Origin of the sequence: Rhodococcus sp. 06-235-1A (genome assembly GCF_002258785.1) — a bacterium.
Taxonomy (GTDB): domain Bacteria; phylum Actinomycetota; class Actinomycetes; order Mycobacteriales; family Mycobacteriaceae; genus Rhodococcoides.
The window spans coordinates 349668-364997 of record NZ_NOYI01000008.1; the positions used below are offsets into that span (position 1 = coordinate 349668).

At 64.7% G+C, this 15330-nt stretch carries 16 protein-coding genes; 4 read left to right on the forward strand and 12 right to left on the reverse strand.

The features are described from left to right. Window positions 1–5: 5 nt before the first annotated feature. The 3 genes from CH275_RS06530 to CH275_RS06540 form a co-directional block, all read right to left on the reverse strand. Entirely contained in the window at window positions 6–761 is a 756-nt protein-coding gene (locus tag CH275_RS06530) for an ABC transporter permease (protein WP_094676301.1), read from the reverse strand. Beyond that, the gene (locus CH275_RS06535) at window positions 758–1753 is read right to left on the reverse strand and encodes an ABC transporter ATP-binding protein (protein ID WP_094676303.1); all 996 of its coding nucleotides are present in this window, start codon (window positions 1751–1753) and stop codon (window positions 758–760) included. The genes CH275_RS06530 and CH275_RS06535 overlap by 4 nt, the downstream gene beginning before the upstream one ends. Before the next feature lie 97 nt (window positions 1754–1850). Further along, on the reverse strand, window positions 1851–2807 hold the full coding sequence (locus CH275_RS06540) for a lysophospholipid acyltransferase family protein (RefSeq protein ID WP_094676305.1): 957 nt from the start codon (window positions 2805–2807) through the stop codon (window positions 1851–1853). A gap of 136 nt (window positions 2808–2943) precedes the next feature. Between CH275_RS06540 and CH275_RS06545 the strand changes: the two genes are divergently transcribed. Both CH275_RS06545 and CH275_RS06550 read left to right on the forward strand, forming a co-directional pair. Beyond that, the gene (locus CH275_RS06545; RefSeq protein WP_094676307.1) at window positions 2944–4347 is read left to right on the forward strand and encodes a GntP family permease; all 1404 of its coding nucleotides are present in this window, start codon (window positions 2944–2946) and stop codon (window positions 4345–4347) included. A gap of 99 nt (window positions 4348–4446) precedes the next feature. Then, complete coding sequence (locus tag CH275_RS06550) at window positions 4447–5301, forward strand: type IV toxin-antitoxin system AbiEi family antitoxin domain-containing protein (RefSeq protein WP_094676309.1); 855 nt, start codon at window positions 4447–4449, stop codon at window positions 5299–5301. A 37-nt stretch (window positions 5302–5338) separates the two neighbouring features. Here the strand turns inward: CH275_RS06550 and CH275_RS06555 are convergent, their stop codons facing one another. The 5 genes from CH275_RS06555 to CH275_RS06570 all read right to left on the reverse strand — a co-directional run bounded on the left by CH275_RS06555 (window position 5339) and on the right by CH275_RS06570 (window position 9377). Continuing rightward, window positions 5339–6043, reverse strand: a complete 705-nt coding sequence (locus tag CH275_RS06555) for a M50 family metallopeptidase (RefSeq protein ID WP_094676311.1) — start codon at window positions 6041–6043, stop codon at window positions 5339–5341. Between the two features lie 28 nt (window positions 6044–6071). After that, complete coding sequence (locus CH275_RS06560; RefSeq protein WP_094676313.1) at window positions 6072–7028, reverse strand: acyl-ACP desaturase; 957 nt, start codon at window positions 7026–7028, stop codon at window positions 6072–6074. 128 nt (window positions 7029–7156) lie between these two features. Continuing rightward, window positions 7157–7597, reverse strand: a complete 441-nt coding sequence (locus CH275_RS06565) for a GtrA family protein (protein WP_094676315.1) — start codon at window positions 7595–7597, stop codon at window positions 7157–7159. A 152-nt stretch (window positions 7598–7749) separates the two neighbouring features. Next, window positions 7750–7917, reverse strand: a complete 168-nt coding sequence (locus CH275_RS29395; RefSeq protein ID WP_179276013.1) for a hypothetical protein — start codon at window positions 7915–7917, stop codon at window positions 7750–7752. A gap of 74 nt (window positions 7918–7991) precedes the next feature. After that, window positions 7992–9377: a maltokinase N-terminal cap-like domain-containing protein gene (locus CH275_RS06570; RefSeq protein ID WP_094676317.1), complete on the reverse strand. Its 1386-nt coding sequence runs from the start codon at window positions 9375–9377 to the stop codon at window positions 7992–7994. Between the two features lie 157 nt (window positions 9378–9534). Between CH275_RS06570 and CH275_RS06575 the strand changes: the two genes are divergently transcribed. Beyond that, a complete protein-coding gene (locus CH275_RS06575) occupies window positions 9535–10299 on the forward strand; it encodes a pirin family protein (protein WP_094676319.1) in 765 nt (254 codons plus the stop codon). A gap of 111 nt (window positions 10300–10410) precedes the next feature. Continuing rightward, window positions 10411–10905 (forward strand): DUF4190 domain-containing protein, encoded by a 495-nt coding sequence (locus tag CH275_RS06580; RefSeq protein WP_256990882.1) that lies wholly within the window; start codon window positions 10411–10413, stop codon window positions 10903–10905. Window positions 10906–10936: 31 nt separating this feature from the next. Here the strand turns inward: CH275_RS06580 and CH275_RS06585 are convergent, their stop codons facing one another. The 4 genes from CH275_RS06585 to CH275_RS06600 form a co-directional block, all read right to left on the reverse strand. Further along, the gene (locus CH275_RS06585) at window positions 10937–12046 is read right to left on the reverse strand and encodes a GGDEF domain-containing protein (RefSeq protein WP_094676437.1); all 1110 of its coding nucleotides are present in this window, start codon (window positions 12044–12046) and stop codon (window positions 10937–10939) included. A gap of 102 nt (window positions 12047–12148) precedes the next feature. Beyond that, a complete protein-coding gene (locus CH275_RS06590; protein WP_256990883.1) occupies window positions 12149–13732 on the reverse strand; it encodes an ABC transporter permease in 1584 nt (527 codons plus the stop codon). Continuing rightward, a complete protein-coding gene (locus tag CH275_RS06595) occupies window positions 13729–14712 on the reverse strand; it encodes an ABC transporter ATP-binding protein (protein WP_094676321.1) in 984 nt (327 codons plus the stop codon). Before CH275_RS06595 ends, CH275_RS06590 begins: the two co-directional genes overlap by 4 nt. Further along, on the reverse strand, window positions 14709–15323 hold the full coding sequence (locus tag CH275_RS06600; protein ID WP_094676323.1) for a TetR/AcrR family transcriptional regulator: 615 nt from the start codon (window positions 15321–15323) through the stop codon (window positions 14709–14711). The genes CH275_RS06595 and CH275_RS06600 overlap by 4 nt, the downstream gene beginning before the upstream one ends. Window positions 15324–15330: the final 7 nt, after the last annotated feature.

Consider the following 15330-nt stretch of genomic DNA (forward strand, 5'->3'; position numbering starts at 1 on the left):
TAGCGTCACACCCGCGAGGAACCCATAGCCCGAATCCCGACGCAGAGTCCGACCACCGCGGTAGCCACGGCGGCGACGACACCGGCCGTCACCGTCGAACTCGTGAAGTCGCCCGCGAACAGCGCACGTTCGGCGTCGACGAGGTACCCGAGTGGGTTGATGTTCACCAGGAACTGCATCCATCCGGGTGCAGTCGTGAGTGGAAGCATCGTGCCCGAGAGGATGAGCAGCGGAAACATCAGGGTCTGTTGGACCGACCAGAACACCCAATCCTGACCGCGCACAGCCAAAGCCAGCGTGTAGGACAACGCGCCCAGCCCGACACCGAACACGCCGAGGAGCACGACCCCCACGACAGCGCCGATCGCGTTCACCGACAACCCGAGTGGCAATGCCACCAGAATGATCAAGACGGCCTGAGCAGCCAGCGGAACCATCTCCTTGAACGCGCGTCCCACGAGCAGAGCCGATCGCGGTAACGGCGTCACCAGCATTCGTTCGTGGGAACCCTGCTGCAACTCGGCCAACAAGTTCGAGCCCGTCATCGACGTTCCGAAAATGGTGATCATCGCAAGCACCCCGGGAACGAACCAGTCCCACACGCTTCCACTGCCCAACCCGGGGACCTCGGTGAGCAGGGGGCCGAACAGCGCCAGGAGGATCAGCGGTTGGATGAGACTGAAAATCACCGTGAACGGATCGCGCACCATCGGTCGCAGTTCGCGGCCCATCACCAAAGTGCTCCCTGCGAGTACGTTCATCGGAGTTCTCCTGCCGCGCCGACGATGTCGAGAGAAGAGTCGACCGCGGCAGCACTCTCACGCAGACTGCGCCCGGTGAGGCCGAGGAAAACGTCGTCGAGAGTCGGTCTCGTCATCTCTGCCGTGAGCACAGTGATCCCGTGAGATTCACCGATCCGCAGCAGGTTCGGAAGAACCACCTCGGCACCCTCGACCCGGATGTTCAGGCGCGTGCCCGCCACCGTTACGTCCCTGACCCCCGCAACACCGCCGAGAAGCCCTGCCAGCGCCGGCGCGTCGGACACGGTGAGGACGATCAGATCTCCTGCCAGTTCGGATTTGAGCGCGGTTGCCGTGTCGTCGGCGATGACGGTGCCACGATCGACGACGATCACTCGCTCGGCCATCGAATCGGCCTCGTCGAGGTAGTGCGTGGTGAGCACGATGGTGGTACCCATCTCCCGTCTGAGCCGCAGAATGTGGTCCCAGAGATTCGCGCGGCTCTGCGGGTCCATCCCGGTGGTCGGTTCGTCGAGAAACAGCAACGGCGGCCGATGCACCAACCCCAGAGCGATGTCGAGTCGACGCCGCTGCCCACCGGACAGCGTCGACACGGTGCGGCCCGCGAGTTCGCCGAGCTCGAGTGCCTCGACCAATTCGTCTGCGCGATCAGCTGATCGACGACGTGTCATGCCGTAGCACTGACCTTGCACCACCAACTCGTCTCGGACGCGCTGATTGTGGCCCGCACCGTTGCCCTGCCCGACGTAGCCGAGGCTCCGGCGAACTCGATCCCGATCCTTTGCCACGTCGAATCCGGCGATCCGCGCCGAGCCCGAGGTCGGAGCGAGCAGCGTCGTCAGCATGCGCAGAGTGGTCGATTTGCCGGCCCCGTTCGGGCCGAGCAGAGCCACCAACTCTCCCTCGCCGATCGTCAGATCGATGCCGCGCACCGCCTCCACGGTCTTCTTGCCTTGTCGAAAAGTCTTGGTCAGTCCCGATGTTTCGATCATTGGTGACGCCCCTCGTCGCACTGAATGAATCCGTACGACGAAGACGTTAGGAACGATCGCGGTCAGCTTCGGTCCGCGTTGCTACGACGGTGGAGAATCAGCCGAAGACGGGGAACTTTCGCTTGCGGGCAAGTTCGTCCATTCCCGACTGGATACGCGCGCGCACCTCCTCGTACTTGGCGTCGACGTAGGCCTCGTCGTCGCACCGTGCCGGATCGTGGTCGAGTTCGACCGGCGGCATGAATCGGGTGCGAATCTTCGCGGGCAACGGAATCTGCGGGAGCGCTGCAGGCGCGATGATCCACGGAAGCGAAATCGCGATGGGGAAGACCTTCAACCGCGCAATCTTGTCCAGCTTCAACGCTTGTGAGAGTTTGTCCCCGCGAATGAGTACAGGCATGGCGTCGGCACCGCCCACCGTTGCCACCGGAACGATGGGCACGCCCATCCGAATGGCGAGCTTGATGAAGCCGGTTCGGCCACCGAGCGTCGCCTCGTCGCGCTTGCTCCAGGGCCGCAAGGAATCGACCTCGCCGCCCGGCCACACGATGACGTCACGACCCTCGGCCAATGCCGTCGACATCGAGTCCGGCGCAGCAGGAAGCACACCCATGGATCGAAAGACCCTGCCGATCAACGGAAACGCCATCAGGGCATCGTGCGCCGTGCCGTGCAGAATGCGCTTCTCACCGAAGTGTCGCCACCACTGCGCGCCGACGGTCCACGCATCCCAGACGAACGGCGCACCCGAGTGAACCCCGACGACGAGAACCGGCGACTCGGGGATTGTCTCCCAGCCGTCGATCTCCATGCGGAAATAGCGATCCATCACGCCGTTCCAGAGCTTTTGCTGACGGTCCATCGCCACGGTGTTCTGATCGTCGAGGTTCCAGTCGCCCGCGCGTTCGGCTACCACCGCTCCGAGGCCACCGGACGCCTTCTCGCGACGCTCCTTCATCTTCAGCCGGGCCGCCGCCGCGTAGCGCTGTGCTTGCTCGCGCAATTGCCCCTTCGCCTGGTCCCCCGTCGAACCTCCAGCGCCGTCCCCACCCATTACGTGATCCCCATCACTCATACCCGCACGGTACTCCACGCGCCCACGGCCGACAGACAACCGCGCTCGTTACCCCACGCGACGTCCAACCTGTCCGTTATGGTCGAAATTCGCGCCGAACGAACGAGGTACACCCATGGATCCGATCGAACCGGCATACGGAACGACGGCTTTGCTGCTGATCGCCGCCGCAGCCGTTGCAATCCTGCTCTTCCTCATCATGAAGGTGAAACTGCACGCCTTCGTCTCCCTGGTCCTGGTCAGCGCGGTCACCGCCGTCGCAGCGGGAATCCCACTGGCAGACGTGCCGTCGGCGTTGCTCTCGGGCTTCAGTTCCACGCTCGGCTCGGTGGCACTTCTGGTCGCCCTCGGCGTGATGGTCGGCAGACTTCTCGAGATCACCGGTGGCGCACAGGTATTGGCCGACACCCTGATCAACCGATTCGGGGCCAAACGCGCGCCGCTCGCGCTCGGTGTCGCCGCGCTCATCTTCGGCTTTCCCATCTTCTTCGACGCCGGCCTCGTCGTCTTCCTGCCGATCATCTTCACCGTCGCCAAGCGATTCGGCGGATCGGTGCTGCTGTACGCCCTCCCGACGGCAGGCGCATTTGCCGCGATGCACGCCATCGTTCCCCCGCACCCCGGCCCGGTCGCTGCCACCGAACTGCTCGGCGGCGATATCGGATCGGTTCTTCTCGTCGGCGTTCCGGTCGCCGTCGTCTCCTGGTTCGTCGGCTCCTACCTCGTCGGTACCCAGCTCGGCAAACGATTCGTCACCATGCCTGCCGACCTCTTCGCCGACGGCGCAGCCAACTCCGAAGAACACGACAAGGAGATGGCCGGACTCCGAGACCCGGCGCCGAAGTTCGGTGCGGTGCTGCTCATCCTGCTGACGCCGCTGGTGCTGATCTCGCTCAATACCGTGGTCAACACACTGACCACCTCGGGCGTGCTGACCGGGGACGAGACCTGGGCCGCAGCGCTGACGCTCATCGGTCAGACACCCATCGCGCTGCTCATCACCCTGCTGCTGGCACTGTTCATCCTCGCGCCGGGACGCTTCCCGGTGGCCGACGGTGCCAAGTACATGGACCAGGCTCTCGGCCCCATCTGCTCGATCATCCTGATCACCGGTGCAGGCGGCATGTTCGGTGGAGTGTTGCGAGCCAGCGGCATCGGGCAATCCCTGACCGCCTCGTTGTCCGACATCGGGCTGCCGATTCTGTTGCAGGCCTTCCTGATCGCCACCGCGCTACGCGTCGCTCAGGGTTCGGCGACCGTCGCTCTCACCACCACCGCCGGGCTGATCTCGGTGCAGGTGGCCGAGCTGGATCTGAGCAACTTCAAGATCGCGCTGTTGGTGTTCGCACTCGCCGCTGGAGCGACCGTCCTCTCCCACGTCAACGATTCGGGCTTCTGGCTCGTCAGCCGCTTCTTCGGCATGGACGAGAAGACGACCCTCAAGACGTGGACCGTCATGGAAACCACACTGGGACTGGCGATCTTCGCGGTCGCATCACTGCTGTGGGTGGTTTTCTAGCACGCTCGGGACTTGGGTGCACAAACCCTCGATCAAGGAGGGTTTGTGCACCCGATTCATGCGGAGGAACCGTCGCGCCCGCTCTGCCGTCTTACTCGCATGCTCAACGATGTGCTCAGCGTCCAAGACGGAGTGATCACCGGCCCCCAAGCGATGGCGTGCGGTCTGTCACGGCAGCAGGTGGAGCGGCGCGTCCGTTCCGGGCTGTGGGAACGCAAGGCCCCGAACGTCTACTTCGTCTGCGATCGTGAGTTCGGTGACCGCGCTCGCGTGCGGTGCGCGGTGTGGGGCTCCGGAGCCGGAGCCACTGCCTCGGGTATGACCGCGGCCTTCTGGCTGGACCTCGAACCACGGCTTCCTGACATCCTGGAGATCACCACTCCCCGCCGCGGACGGTCCCACGCGCTTTCCGGAACCTGTGTACGCCGGCGGGATCTGGCGTTCGCCGATGTGATCGTCCGCAAAGGTGTCCGCGTGACGGCAGTCGCGCTGACAGTTCTGGAGGCCGCGGTAAGCACGACGGGTGGCATCGGTGTCATGGATCGGGCACTCGGGCGTCACACGACTGTCGGCGCACTTCGAGCCGCGCATGCTCGCAATTCCGGCCGACGTGGCTCGGCGGCCGCTGGTCGGTTGCTGCGGGCGGCCGAAGGTGGCGCGCGGTCCGAGGCCGAGCGGATTCTTGTCCGGCTACTGACGGATGCAGGCATCACCGGCTGGTGTGCGAACTTCCGATACGGCCGTTTCGTGATCGACGTCGCGTTCCCCGACGCCCGCCTGGCCATCGAGATCGACGGGTGGGCATTCCACAGCGACGCAGCTGCGTTCCAGAACGATCGGCACCGCCAGAACGAGCTCAGTAGCGAGTGGACGGTGTTGCGATACACCTGGGCCGATTTGGTGGAGCGACCCGAGGCTGTCCTCGCGCAGATTCGGTGCAGAATCCCTCACTGAACGAGGGTTTCTGCACCGAATCTCCGGTCGACCGACATCACTGCACCGGCATCAGAATTCGCCACGCGCCCAATGCCAATGAGCCGACGGTGACGAGCAGGAACAGCCCGACCCAGACGATGCCGGGCAGGAAGGTCAGTCGGGCGAGTTGATCGGCGTCGGAGTCCCGTGCCCGTCCGGCGCTGCGGGACCGCTGCAATTCGAGCACCGGACGCGGACCGGCGATCAGCAGAAAGAACGTGATGAAGTACGCCGCCGCGACCTGCTGCTCCCCGGTGCCCCACCAGGACACGACGAACAGTGCGGCACCCACCACGACTAGTGACAGTAAGCCGTAGATGTTGCGAATCATCAACAGCATCAACGCAATCGAGATGACGCCGATCCACAGCACTGCGACGGCATGCTGAGTCCCCAGCACGAACGCGGCACCGAGGCCGAGTAGCGACGGCCCGACGTAACCCGCGAAGGTCATTGCGATGACCCCGAGTCCGGTCGGCTTGCCCTTGGAGATCGCGACACCCGAGGTATCCGAGTGCAGGCGCAATCCCATCAGCTGTCGGCCGGTGATCAGTGCGAGGAACAGGTGCGCGCCTTCGTGCGCAATGGTGACCACGTTGCGCGCGATCCGCCACGTCTGCGGTAACACGACGATGACGAGTGCAACCAGAGCCGCAACTTGGACGATCCATACCGGTGGATCAGGGCTCACCGCGGAGATGCGGTCCCAGAATTCGTTCACACCCAAGTATGCGGCTTCGCCGCAGTGACTAGGACGCGCGTGCTTCGGCCTTGGCGCGTTCGCGGGCGAGGGAGCGGTCTCGCATTTCCTCGAACTTGGTGGCTTGGCGTTCGAGGTCTTCGAGGAACGCGGCGAGTTCTTCGCGCTTGTTCTCTCCGCGGGCGGTGAAGTCGTTGCGTTCGAAGACGTTCCACTTGCGCAGTACCGGCCAGACGACGTCCTCGAGGTGCTGACGTAGGTCGTAGATGCCGTGCTTGGCCATGAGTACACCGTTGCGGCGGAAGTTCGGCATCCCGGCACCGGGCATGACGAAGTTGGTCACGATGTCCGAGACGGCTTGCAGTGTCTGGTCGGGGGAGATGTCCATCGCCGCGCCGGTGATGTTGCGGTAGAAGATCATGTGCAGGTTCTCGTCGGCGGCGATGCGCTGGAGCATCCGGTCGGCGATCGGGTCGTCGCAGACCTTGCCGGTGTTGCGGTGCGAGACGCGGGTGGCGAGTTCCTGGAAGGTGACGTACGCGACCGAGTGCAGCAGTCCGACCTGCGATCCGGCGGGGGAGGCGTAGCCGTTGGTCATGTGGATCATGCGGGCTTCTTCGAGGGCGACGGGGTCGACGCCGCGGGTGACGACGAGGTAGTCGCGCATGACGATGCCGTGGCGGTTCTCTTCGGCGGTCCAGCGGCCGACCCAGGTTCCCCAGGCACCGTCGCGGGAGAAGTTCTCGGCGATCTCGCGGTGGTAGGAGGGCAGGTTGTCCTCGGTGAGCAGGTTGGTGATCATCGCGGCTTGGGCGACGTCGGAGAGCTTGGACTGCTCGGGGTCGTAGTCCGTGCCGCCGAGGGCGGCGAAGTTGCGGCCCTCGTCCCACGGCACGTAGTCGTGGGGATGCCATTCGCGTGCCATCGTGATGTGACGGTTCACGTTGTCCTCGGCAGTGGGTACCAGCTCCTGCAGAAGCTCGAGCTGTGTCAGATCCCGTGCCATTGGCTTGTCTCCTCGCATCGACGTCAGCTCACGAGCCTAGAGCCAACAGTGCGACGGGTGTGGAGCCTCGCCGAGATTCTGTTAGAGGTAGCAACCGACGCGGACACCCAGTGGTGCGACGTCACAGGTCATTGCTTGGCTGGTTCGAGGCCGGAGAAGTTCGGTGCTCGGAAGACCCATCCACGGAGGGCGAGGAACCGGGCTGCCCCGACGAGCCCGCTGACGGCGATGACGGCCAGCACCTGAACGTATGCCGGTGCAGCCGGGACGAGGACGTGCACTGCTGCGAGCGCAGCGGTACTCAGACCCAGCCCGATCAGGGCGAGCCCACCGGCTTCCCACTGCGTTTGGAACCAGCCGACTCGGTCGGCTGCATGGAAGGTGTGACGGCGGTGTAATTCGTTGGCCAGAACCGTGCTGGCACCGACGCCTGCGAGATTCGCGGTGAACGGCCCAAGGGAGGCGAGGGCGACGAACAACAGGGCGTACACACCGTTGCTCGATACCCCGACGACCACGAACCGGGTGAATTGGGCTAGGACGGACTCCCCGAGCACCCTCGACTTCATCCGGGGCGCGCAGCCCGATGGCCCGGGCGTGGCCGAGGCTTTCAGCGAGGTGCTCACGAGGTCTCCAGTTGTAGAACCGGAAGCGTCGATCGGCGCTTCGCTTCGATACAACTCCGAACACGCGCACATCGGTCTCGGACGTGACGGAAGTCTCAGGCTTTGGAGGAACTTTCTTCCCGAGCGCGCTTCTTGCGGTCCAGATCGATGTTGAGACTGTTGGGCTTGATCGACGCGACGAACAACACCGCAACGAGTACCACCACGACGACGATGGTGATGACGACCACCGCGATGCCGAAAATTGCCAAAATACCGTTCATGTCCTGCCTCCCGTGTCAGGCAATACGGTACTTGTCGTAGACAGTCCGGTCGACGTGCACCCCCAGCTCACCGATCAGCTCACCAAGCGCTCCACGGCCCGCATCGGCAACGACAACCAGGTCGGCCGGTTGCGCGCCTCGTAGAGAACCTCGTACACGGCCTTGTCGAGTTCGTACGCACGCAGCAGATCGGCCTCGTCGCGCGGATCGTGGCCGGCAACCGAGGCGTATCCGTCGAAGAACGCGGCGATGCTCCGCGCGGCCCATCGCTCGGCTCGCTCCCGCATCGCGGGGTCCTCCGGCCGGTCCACCAGCAGGTGATTGGCGGCGTAGTCGAACGAGCGCAGCATTCCCGCGACGTCGCGCAAGGCACTGTCCATCTGTTTGCGCTCGGCCAGTGTCTTGGCCGGCTCACCCTCGAAGTCGATGAGCAGCCAGCGCTCGGGAGTACCCAACACCTGCCCCAGATGGAGATCGCCGTGGATGCGCTGCACGGTGGTGCTGTTCGACGCCTCCGCCCGCGAGATCAGAGCGGTCGCCGCCGGGATGTACCGGGCGATCTCCGGCACCACCCGAGCCACCCCCGAGATACGAGCGAGAATCTCCTCGACGGCCGTCGATTCCACCGAGCGTTCCACGGTGCCCAGCACCGACGCGAGGTCGTGGTGCACCTGTGCAACGGCTGCTCCGATTCGATGCGCATCCTGGGCGAAATCGCCCGGCAGTTCTTCGATCGGCGTGTCCGGGGAGTCGAACACCTCGCGAACACTGGCCAGTGCTGCGGTCCATCCCTCGGTGGAGTTCGCGGCGAAGTCCTGAATCATGCCCAGCGTGGTCGGTTCACCGTCGACTTCGGCTTCCAGCCAGCCTCGCAACGGTGCGACGTTGGCACTGTCTGCCTCCGCCAACGCACGATGCAGTTCCACATCGGGGCTGACTCCCGGCGGGACCTGACGAAACAGCTTGAGCAACAGCAGATCACCGAGGATCACCGAGGTGTTGGACTGTTCGGCACCCAGAACCCGACCGAGCAGACCGCTCGGCACACTCGAACCGTCGACGATCTTGAATTCGATGTTGTCCGTTGTGTTTCCGGAACCGAATGCGTCGCCGTACAGGCCGATGATCTCGGGGTCGCGCAAACCGTCGAACACGGCCACCTCACCCGTGACCGGAAGCGCCCACGGCCGGAGCTCGTCGGTCAGCTCGGTGCGAAACCCGAGAGGCACCTGGTAGGTCTGCGTCACGGCCGAGCCGTCCTGCGTCAACCGAACCTCCACCAGCAGATGCTCGGCCGCGAAGTGTGGCTCGTCTCGGAGCACGTCACGGGCGACGATCCGCACCGAATCGACGGTCGAACCCTTTGCGCCGAACCACCGTTGACCTGGCAACCACGCCGCAAGAGCGCCCTCGAGCTGTGCTTCGACCATGCGTGCCGCACTCGAGCTGGAACCGACCATGAGAATCTCTCGCCGCCTTCTTCGGAGTTTGCGGAGCTTGTGACCGTACGCAGCGAAACCTACCCACTCACGGCGACGCTCACACACCGGCAGCAAAGACACCCGAACGTTATGCAGGTCGTACGCCGGTGCACCGACATGCTCGTAGAGTGGTCACATGTCCGCTCCACTGACCGCCCACATCGACGTACACCGCGCAGGCGATCGATCGAAAACCCGTGTGTCTTGGCTGGACTCGAAACATTCGTTCTCCTTCGGCCAGCACTACGACCCCGACAACACCCATCATGGACTGCTGTTGGTCAACAACGACGACATCGTCACTGCCGGTCAGGGTTTCGAGACGCACCCGCATCGCGACATGGAAATCGTCACGTGGGTGGTGCAGGGTTCGCTGGTGCATCAGGATTCCATCGGCCATTCCGGAATCATCTATCCCGGACTCGCGCAACGGATGAGCGCGGGCAAGGGCATCATGCACTCGGAGAAGAACGACTCCTGGAACATCGACGGCAATCGGCACACCGAACCCGTTCGCTTCGTGCAGATGTGGGTGTTGCCGGACAGTCCCGGCACCACGCCCGGATACGAACAACTCGAAATCGGCGACGAGTTGCTGCGCGGCGGGCTGGTCACCGTGGCGTCGGGAATGGACAAGCACCGTGGTCAGGCCGCGATCGGGATTTCGCAGAAGTCGGCGGCGCTGCATGCGGCCAGGTTGTTGCCAGGGAACTCGGTGACGGTGCCCGACGCACCGTTCATCCATGTTTTCGTCGCCCGCGGCACCGTCTCGATGGAGGGCGTGGGTGAACTGTACGAGGGCGATGCCGTACGCATGAGTTCGACTGGCGGACAATGCATTACCGCTACCGAGCCGGCCGAGGTACTGATCTGGGAGATGCACTCGCGACTCGGCGGCTGACATACCCGTTCGATGACAAGTTGATCACGGGAACTCGCGGGTCCTGTGCGCGCAGGAGACACCCACATAGACTCCCAGCGTTCACGATCGCCGATTTCGGAGGTACTCAGCGTGTCGAATCAGAATCCGCCTCCGGGTGACTATCCCCCTCCCGGAAACTATCCATCACCCGGCGAGTACCCCCAGCAGGGCGGGTATCCGCAACAGAGCGGGTACCAGGACCAGCCGACAGCCCCGAAGAACACGATCGGAACAGTGGCTCTGGTTCTCGCCATTCTGGGTGTGTTGTTCTCCTGGACCATCGTCGGCGGAATTCTTCTCGGCCTGATCGCCATCGTTCTCGGCTTCGTCGGACGGTCCAGATACAAAAAGCGTGTCGCCACCAACGGCACCGTATCCCTCGTCGCGATCATCCTGGGCTTCGTGGCCGCAGCTTTGTCGGTCGTTCTCGTCGTCGTCGGCATCGGTTTGTTCAACGCAGTCGGTGGACAGGACTTCACCGACTGCATCAGCAACGCAGGCAGCGATACTGCAGCGCGACAGCAATGTGCCGACGATTTCCGGCAGAACGTCGAGAATCAGTACGACGACTCGACACCGAACTGAGGCGTGGCCGAGGCACTGGCAACTCGGTGCCTCAGCCAGTCACGTCACCTCGGGTCGACAGGTCCGCCACGACCACCTGATTGCCGCCCTGCTGCTTGGCTTCGTACATCGCAGCGTCTGCTCGCCGTAACAGTCGCGTGGTGAGTGTGACGACATCGGCACCGATACCGGAGCCTTCGGCACTCGGGTACATGCAGTGCGCTACGCCTATGCTCACCGTCAGCGGCGCGGAGTCCCCCGCCGAGTGCGCGGTGTTTCGAAATTCTTCGGCCAACGCTCTGGCCTCGTTCTCGGCCAGCTTGGTCACCACCGCGAACTCCTCACCGCCCACCCTCGCGACCAGTACACCGTCCTTCGTCAACCGCCGCGCGACGAGCTGCAGGGCCGCGTCGCCCTGGTGATGGCCGAATCGGTCGTTGATCGACTTGAACCTGTCCACGTCCACGACCATCACGGCAACGTTGCCTGCACCGAGGAAGTAGACGGGTAGTGCTTCGTCGAGGCCTCGACGATTGCGCACCTGGGTGAGTGGGTCGAAGTTGGCCGCCTGCGCCTGGACCTGCAGTTTGAGCAGCAGGTACTGGAAGAAGGTCGGGCCCATGAACGTGATGGGTATCAGCACCACGAGTTGCGCGACGGCCAAGCCGTGATCCGTGTCGGGTGACAGCAGGATCAGCACGAAGAACAGCGCCACGGCCGTTCCGGCCCACAACAGATGCAACGCCATGACTCTCGGACTGTGGAAGAGCTGGACGTACACGCTGTTGGCGGCGAGCATCGCGAGGGCCAAGAAAACAGACTGAGGCGATCCGTAGGACAACAGAACCAGCGTCACTCCGATGTCCGAGTACCCGGCGAACATCAGGGACACGCGCTTCGACGGCCACGGAGCCTTCAGCCAGGCGACACCGACCACGAGCGTCGACACGATCGCGACGACGAAGATCGACCTACTGATCGCAGAGGTCGGCGGAGAATCGGTGAGCAGCAACAGGGCGGCTGCACCGAGTCCGTAGGAGAACGTGCTCAGTGATGCGGCGAGTCGATACGGTGTGAGCGCACCGTGCAGATCGAGGTAGCTGACCACCGACTCGTAGCTGTGCGGCTGGTTCCACCACGTGCGCAGGAATGTCGACTGCACGTAACCTCCATGCGCGTTCCGGCCCTGAATCCACCGGACCGGACGCTTCACAGCCGGGCCGGGCCGGACATATCGGCCACCCTCGATGCTATTCGACCGTCGTCACCCTCGGATGTCACTTCGGCGGAATGCTCCCGACCCCACGGCGCCGACGACGACGGCGACAACGAGGAGCCATCCGAAGGGCTCGAGCGAGACGGCCGCTCCCGGCAATCGCGGCACGTGAGTGAAGGGCGAGAGATCGAGCCACGGTTGCGGCAAGCCGATCACCGACCCGATCTGCCCGAGCGCGACGAAGCCGCCCAGGACGGCCCACAGGAGAGTCGCGAATCGAGGGACCGCACCGAACAACGCCACGCCGATGGCCGTGACCACCCAGACGGCCGGAAGCTGACCCAGTGCGCCGCCGAGAACGGACGGCAGTTCGCCTGAGATATCGCCGGTGGCCGACCCGTACGTCAGCCCGACGGTGAGACCGACGACCAGCAGCAGCCACGCCGGGCCGAGAACGGCGAGGAGAAGATGCCCTGCCAGCCACCGAAGGCGCGAGGTACCGGTGGCCAGCACGATCTCGGCCAGGCCCGCCTCTTCCTCACTGTGGAGCCGCAGCAGGGCCGACACCGAGTAGGCCGCCACCATGATGCCGACGATGCTCAGCACCGCGGCAACGAACGATTGTTCGAGTGTGGTGCCGCCGAATTTTCCGAGCGCGTCGCTGATGGCAGTGCTGCTGCCGAGTTGGTCACCGATCCCGTCCGTGGACGATCCGATGACGATGCCGAACAGGGCGAGCCCGACGGTCCAGACGACGATGGTTCCGCGAGAGAGTCGCCAGGCGAGGGCGACGGGACCGGACAGTGACGGGACGGCAGCCACCCGGCCGCGGCGCTCGGCCCGCAGCCCACTGCCGAGATCGCGTCGACTGGCTGCCACGAATGCCGCGGCACAGAACGCGGCTGCGGCCGCCAGCGACAGCAGCAGCGGCCACCACCTCTCCTCGGCGAACGGCCGCACCTGCGCCGACCACCCGATCGGTGAGAACCACGACAGGGTTCCCGAGCCGATGTCGCCGACAGCTCTGAGAACGAACGCTCCGGCCAACACGCCGAGGGCGTAGCCGCGAGCCACGCGAGCCCCGGACGCTACCTGCGCCGCCAGCGCCGCGCAGCCGACGAACGCCGCACCGACGACGACGATCGAGGCACCGAACGCGAGACTCCCGGTCACCGGCAGACCGAATGCCCACAGCGAGATGAACGACAACATTCCCGTCGCCACGACGCCGCCGCCCGCAAGCAGCACGGCCGCTGTCAGCCCTGCATATCTGCCCACTGCAGTCGACCCGATCAGCTCGGTGCGCCCTGCATCCTCCTCACCGCGGGTGTGCCGAACGACGGTGAGGATCGCCGCCAACGGAACGAGGGTGAGCATCAGTCCGGCGCGCCACGCCACCAGGGCACCGAGGTCGCTGCCGTAGATGGGTCCGACGAGCGCCGCTTGGGCCGGCACTGCCTCGGTGCCGAGATAGAACGCTTGCCGGTCTGCCGCCGTCGGATACAGCCCCTCGAAGCTGACCGCGTACAGCAGCGGGAGCGCTCCGAGCAGAACGACCCATATCGGCGCTACCAGGCGATCGCGGCGCAGATACAACCGCAACAATGCCCCCGTCCCGCTCAGGCTGCTCATGCGTAGTACCTCATGAACAGCTCCTCGAGAGTCGGAGCGGAGCTGACCAAGCTCTGCACTCCCGCATCGGCCAGGATGTGCATCACCGCAGCGAGGGCCTCGTTCTCCACCGTGCAGGTGACGGTAGTTCTGCCAGGAGTGGAGCCTGCGGAACGACCCGATGAGCCGCCAGGAGTGGAGCCTGCGGAACGACCCGATGAGCCGCCAGGAGTGGAGCCTGCGGAGCGACCCGATGAATCCACATCGACCGCGGTGACCCCGTCGACGGTTGCGAGATCGCCCGGCACTCGATCGACGGTGGCGGTCACCGTAGTGCGGGTGAGGTGCCGCATCGACGCCAGCGTGCCGGTGTCCACTGTTCGACCGTCCTTGACGATGGTCACCGAGCTGCACAGCGCATCCACCTCGGACAGGATGTGTGACGACAGCAGCACCGTGGTTCCGCGTCGGGCAGCATCTTTCACGCAGTCGGCGAAGTGCTGTTCCATCAGTGGGTCGAGGCCCGATGTGGGTTCGTCGAGGATGAGCAACTCCACGTTCGACGCCAGAGCCGAGATCAGCGCCACCTTCTGGCGATTGCCCTTGGAGTACGTGCGGGCGCGCTTGCCGGGGTCGAGGGAGAACCGCTCGATCAGTTCGGCGCGGCGGGCGGTGTCGATGCCGCCACGCATCCGTCCGAGCAGATCGATCACTTCCCCGCCGGTCAGCGACGGCCACAGCGTCACATCGCCTGGGACGTACGCCAGGCGTCGATGCAGTGCCACGGTGTCGGTCCAGGGGTCACTGCCCAGTAGCCGGACGTCGCCCGATGTTGCGCGGACCAGACCGAGCAGGACACGGATCGTCGTGGACTTTCCTGCACCGTTGGGGCCGAGGAAGCCGTGCACCTCGCCGGTTTCGGCACGCAGGTTCAGTCCGTCGAGCGCCCGGACCGAACCGAATGTCTTCACCAGCCCGGCCACGGAGATTGCATCGGTCATTTCTTCGCCTCCAGATAGGTGTCCAAAGCCTGCGAGTCGGTGAGCAATCCATCGGTGTAGAGCTCGAGTGCAGGGAGCATGACCTCGTCGCCGAGAGCGTTCAGGGCCTCGCGGAAATCGACGTCGGGGCCGGCCATCTGCACGTAGAGCAGCAGTCCGCCGACGTTCTGTCGCGTCAGAAATCGGGCGCGGGCCGCCGGGTCTCGACTGGGCGTGAACCGGCCGTCGCGGACACCGTCGTCGATGTACCGGACGGCGTCGTCGACCATGTGCTCGAACAATTCTCGCGCCAGTGCGCCGCCTGCCGAGAAGCTCCGGACGATGTACGCAACCAGCGGCGCGTATTCGTCGATGCGAGCGAGCTGCTCCATCATCCCGGCCGGGCCCGCCGACGCAGTCTTCGATTCCCGGATCACCCGCAGAACATGCTCGTCGCAGGCCGTGCGCAACCCCTCCTTGGACCCGAAATGGTGGTTGACGAGCCCGGGTGAGACACCTGCCGCCGTGGCGATCGACCGCAACCCTGCGGTGAAACCGTGTGCGCCGAACACGTCGATCGCGGTATCCCGGATTCGCGCCCTGGTCGTGAGATCCTCGGTTGCTGTACGCATGTACAAG

What these genes read in the sequence shown, in the direction of transcription:
- CH275_RS06530 (WP_094676301.1), bottom strand. Translation starts at nt 761, where the DNA reads ATGAACGTACTCGCAGGGAGCACTTTGGTGATGGGCCGCGAACTGCGA.
- CH275_RS06535 (WP_094676303.1), bottom strand. Translation starts at nt 1,753, where the DNA reads ATGATCGAAACATCGGGACTGACCAAGACTTTTCGACAAGGCAAGAAG.
- CH275_RS06540 (WP_094676305.1), bottom strand. Translation starts at nt 2,807, where the DNA reads ATGGGTGGGGACGGCGCTGGAGGTTCGACGGGGGACCAGGCGAAGGGG.
- CH275_RS06545 (WP_094676307.1), top strand. Translation starts at nt 2,944, where the DNA reads ATGGATCCGATCGAACCGGCATACGGAACGACGGCTTTGCTGCTGATC.
- CH275_RS06550 (WP_094676309.1), top strand. Translation starts at nt 4,447, where the DNA reads ATGCTCAACGATGTGCTCAGCGTCCAAGACGGAGTGATCACCGGCCCC.
- CH275_RS06560 (WP_094676313.1), bottom strand. Translation starts at nt 7,028, where the DNA reads ATGGCACGGGATCTGACACAGCTCGAGCTTCTGCAGGAGCTGGTACCC.
- CH275_RS06565 (WP_094676315.1), bottom strand. Translation starts at nt 7,597, where the DNA reads ATGAAGTCGAGGGTGCTCGGGGAGTCCGTCCTAGCCCAATTCACCCGG.
- CH275_RS29395 (WP_179276013.1), bottom strand. Translation starts at nt 7,917, where the DNA reads ATGAACGGTATTTTGGCAATTTTCGGCATCGCGGTGGTCGTCATCACC.
- CH275_RS06570 (WP_094676317.1), bottom strand. Translation starts at nt 9,377, where the DNA reads ATGGTCGGTTCCAGCTCGAGTGCGGCACGCATGGTCGAAGCACAGCTC.
- CH275_RS06575 (WP_094676319.1), top strand. Translation starts at nt 9,535, where the DNA reads ATGTCCGCTCCACTGACCGCCCACATCGACGTACACCGCGCAGGCGAT.
- CH275_RS06590 (WP_256990883.1), bottom strand. Translation starts at nt 13,732, where the DNA reads ATGAGCAGCCTGAGCGGGACGGGGGCATTGTTGCGGTTGTATCTGCGC.
- CH275_RS06595 (WP_094676321.1), bottom strand. Translation starts at nt 14,712, where the DNA reads ATGACCGATGCAATCTCCGTGGCCGGGCTGGTGAAGACATTCGGTTCG.
- CH275_RS06600 (WP_094676323.1), bottom strand. Translation starts at nt 15,323, where the DNA reads ATGCGTACAGCAACCGAGGATCTCACGACCAGGGCGCGAATCCGGGAT.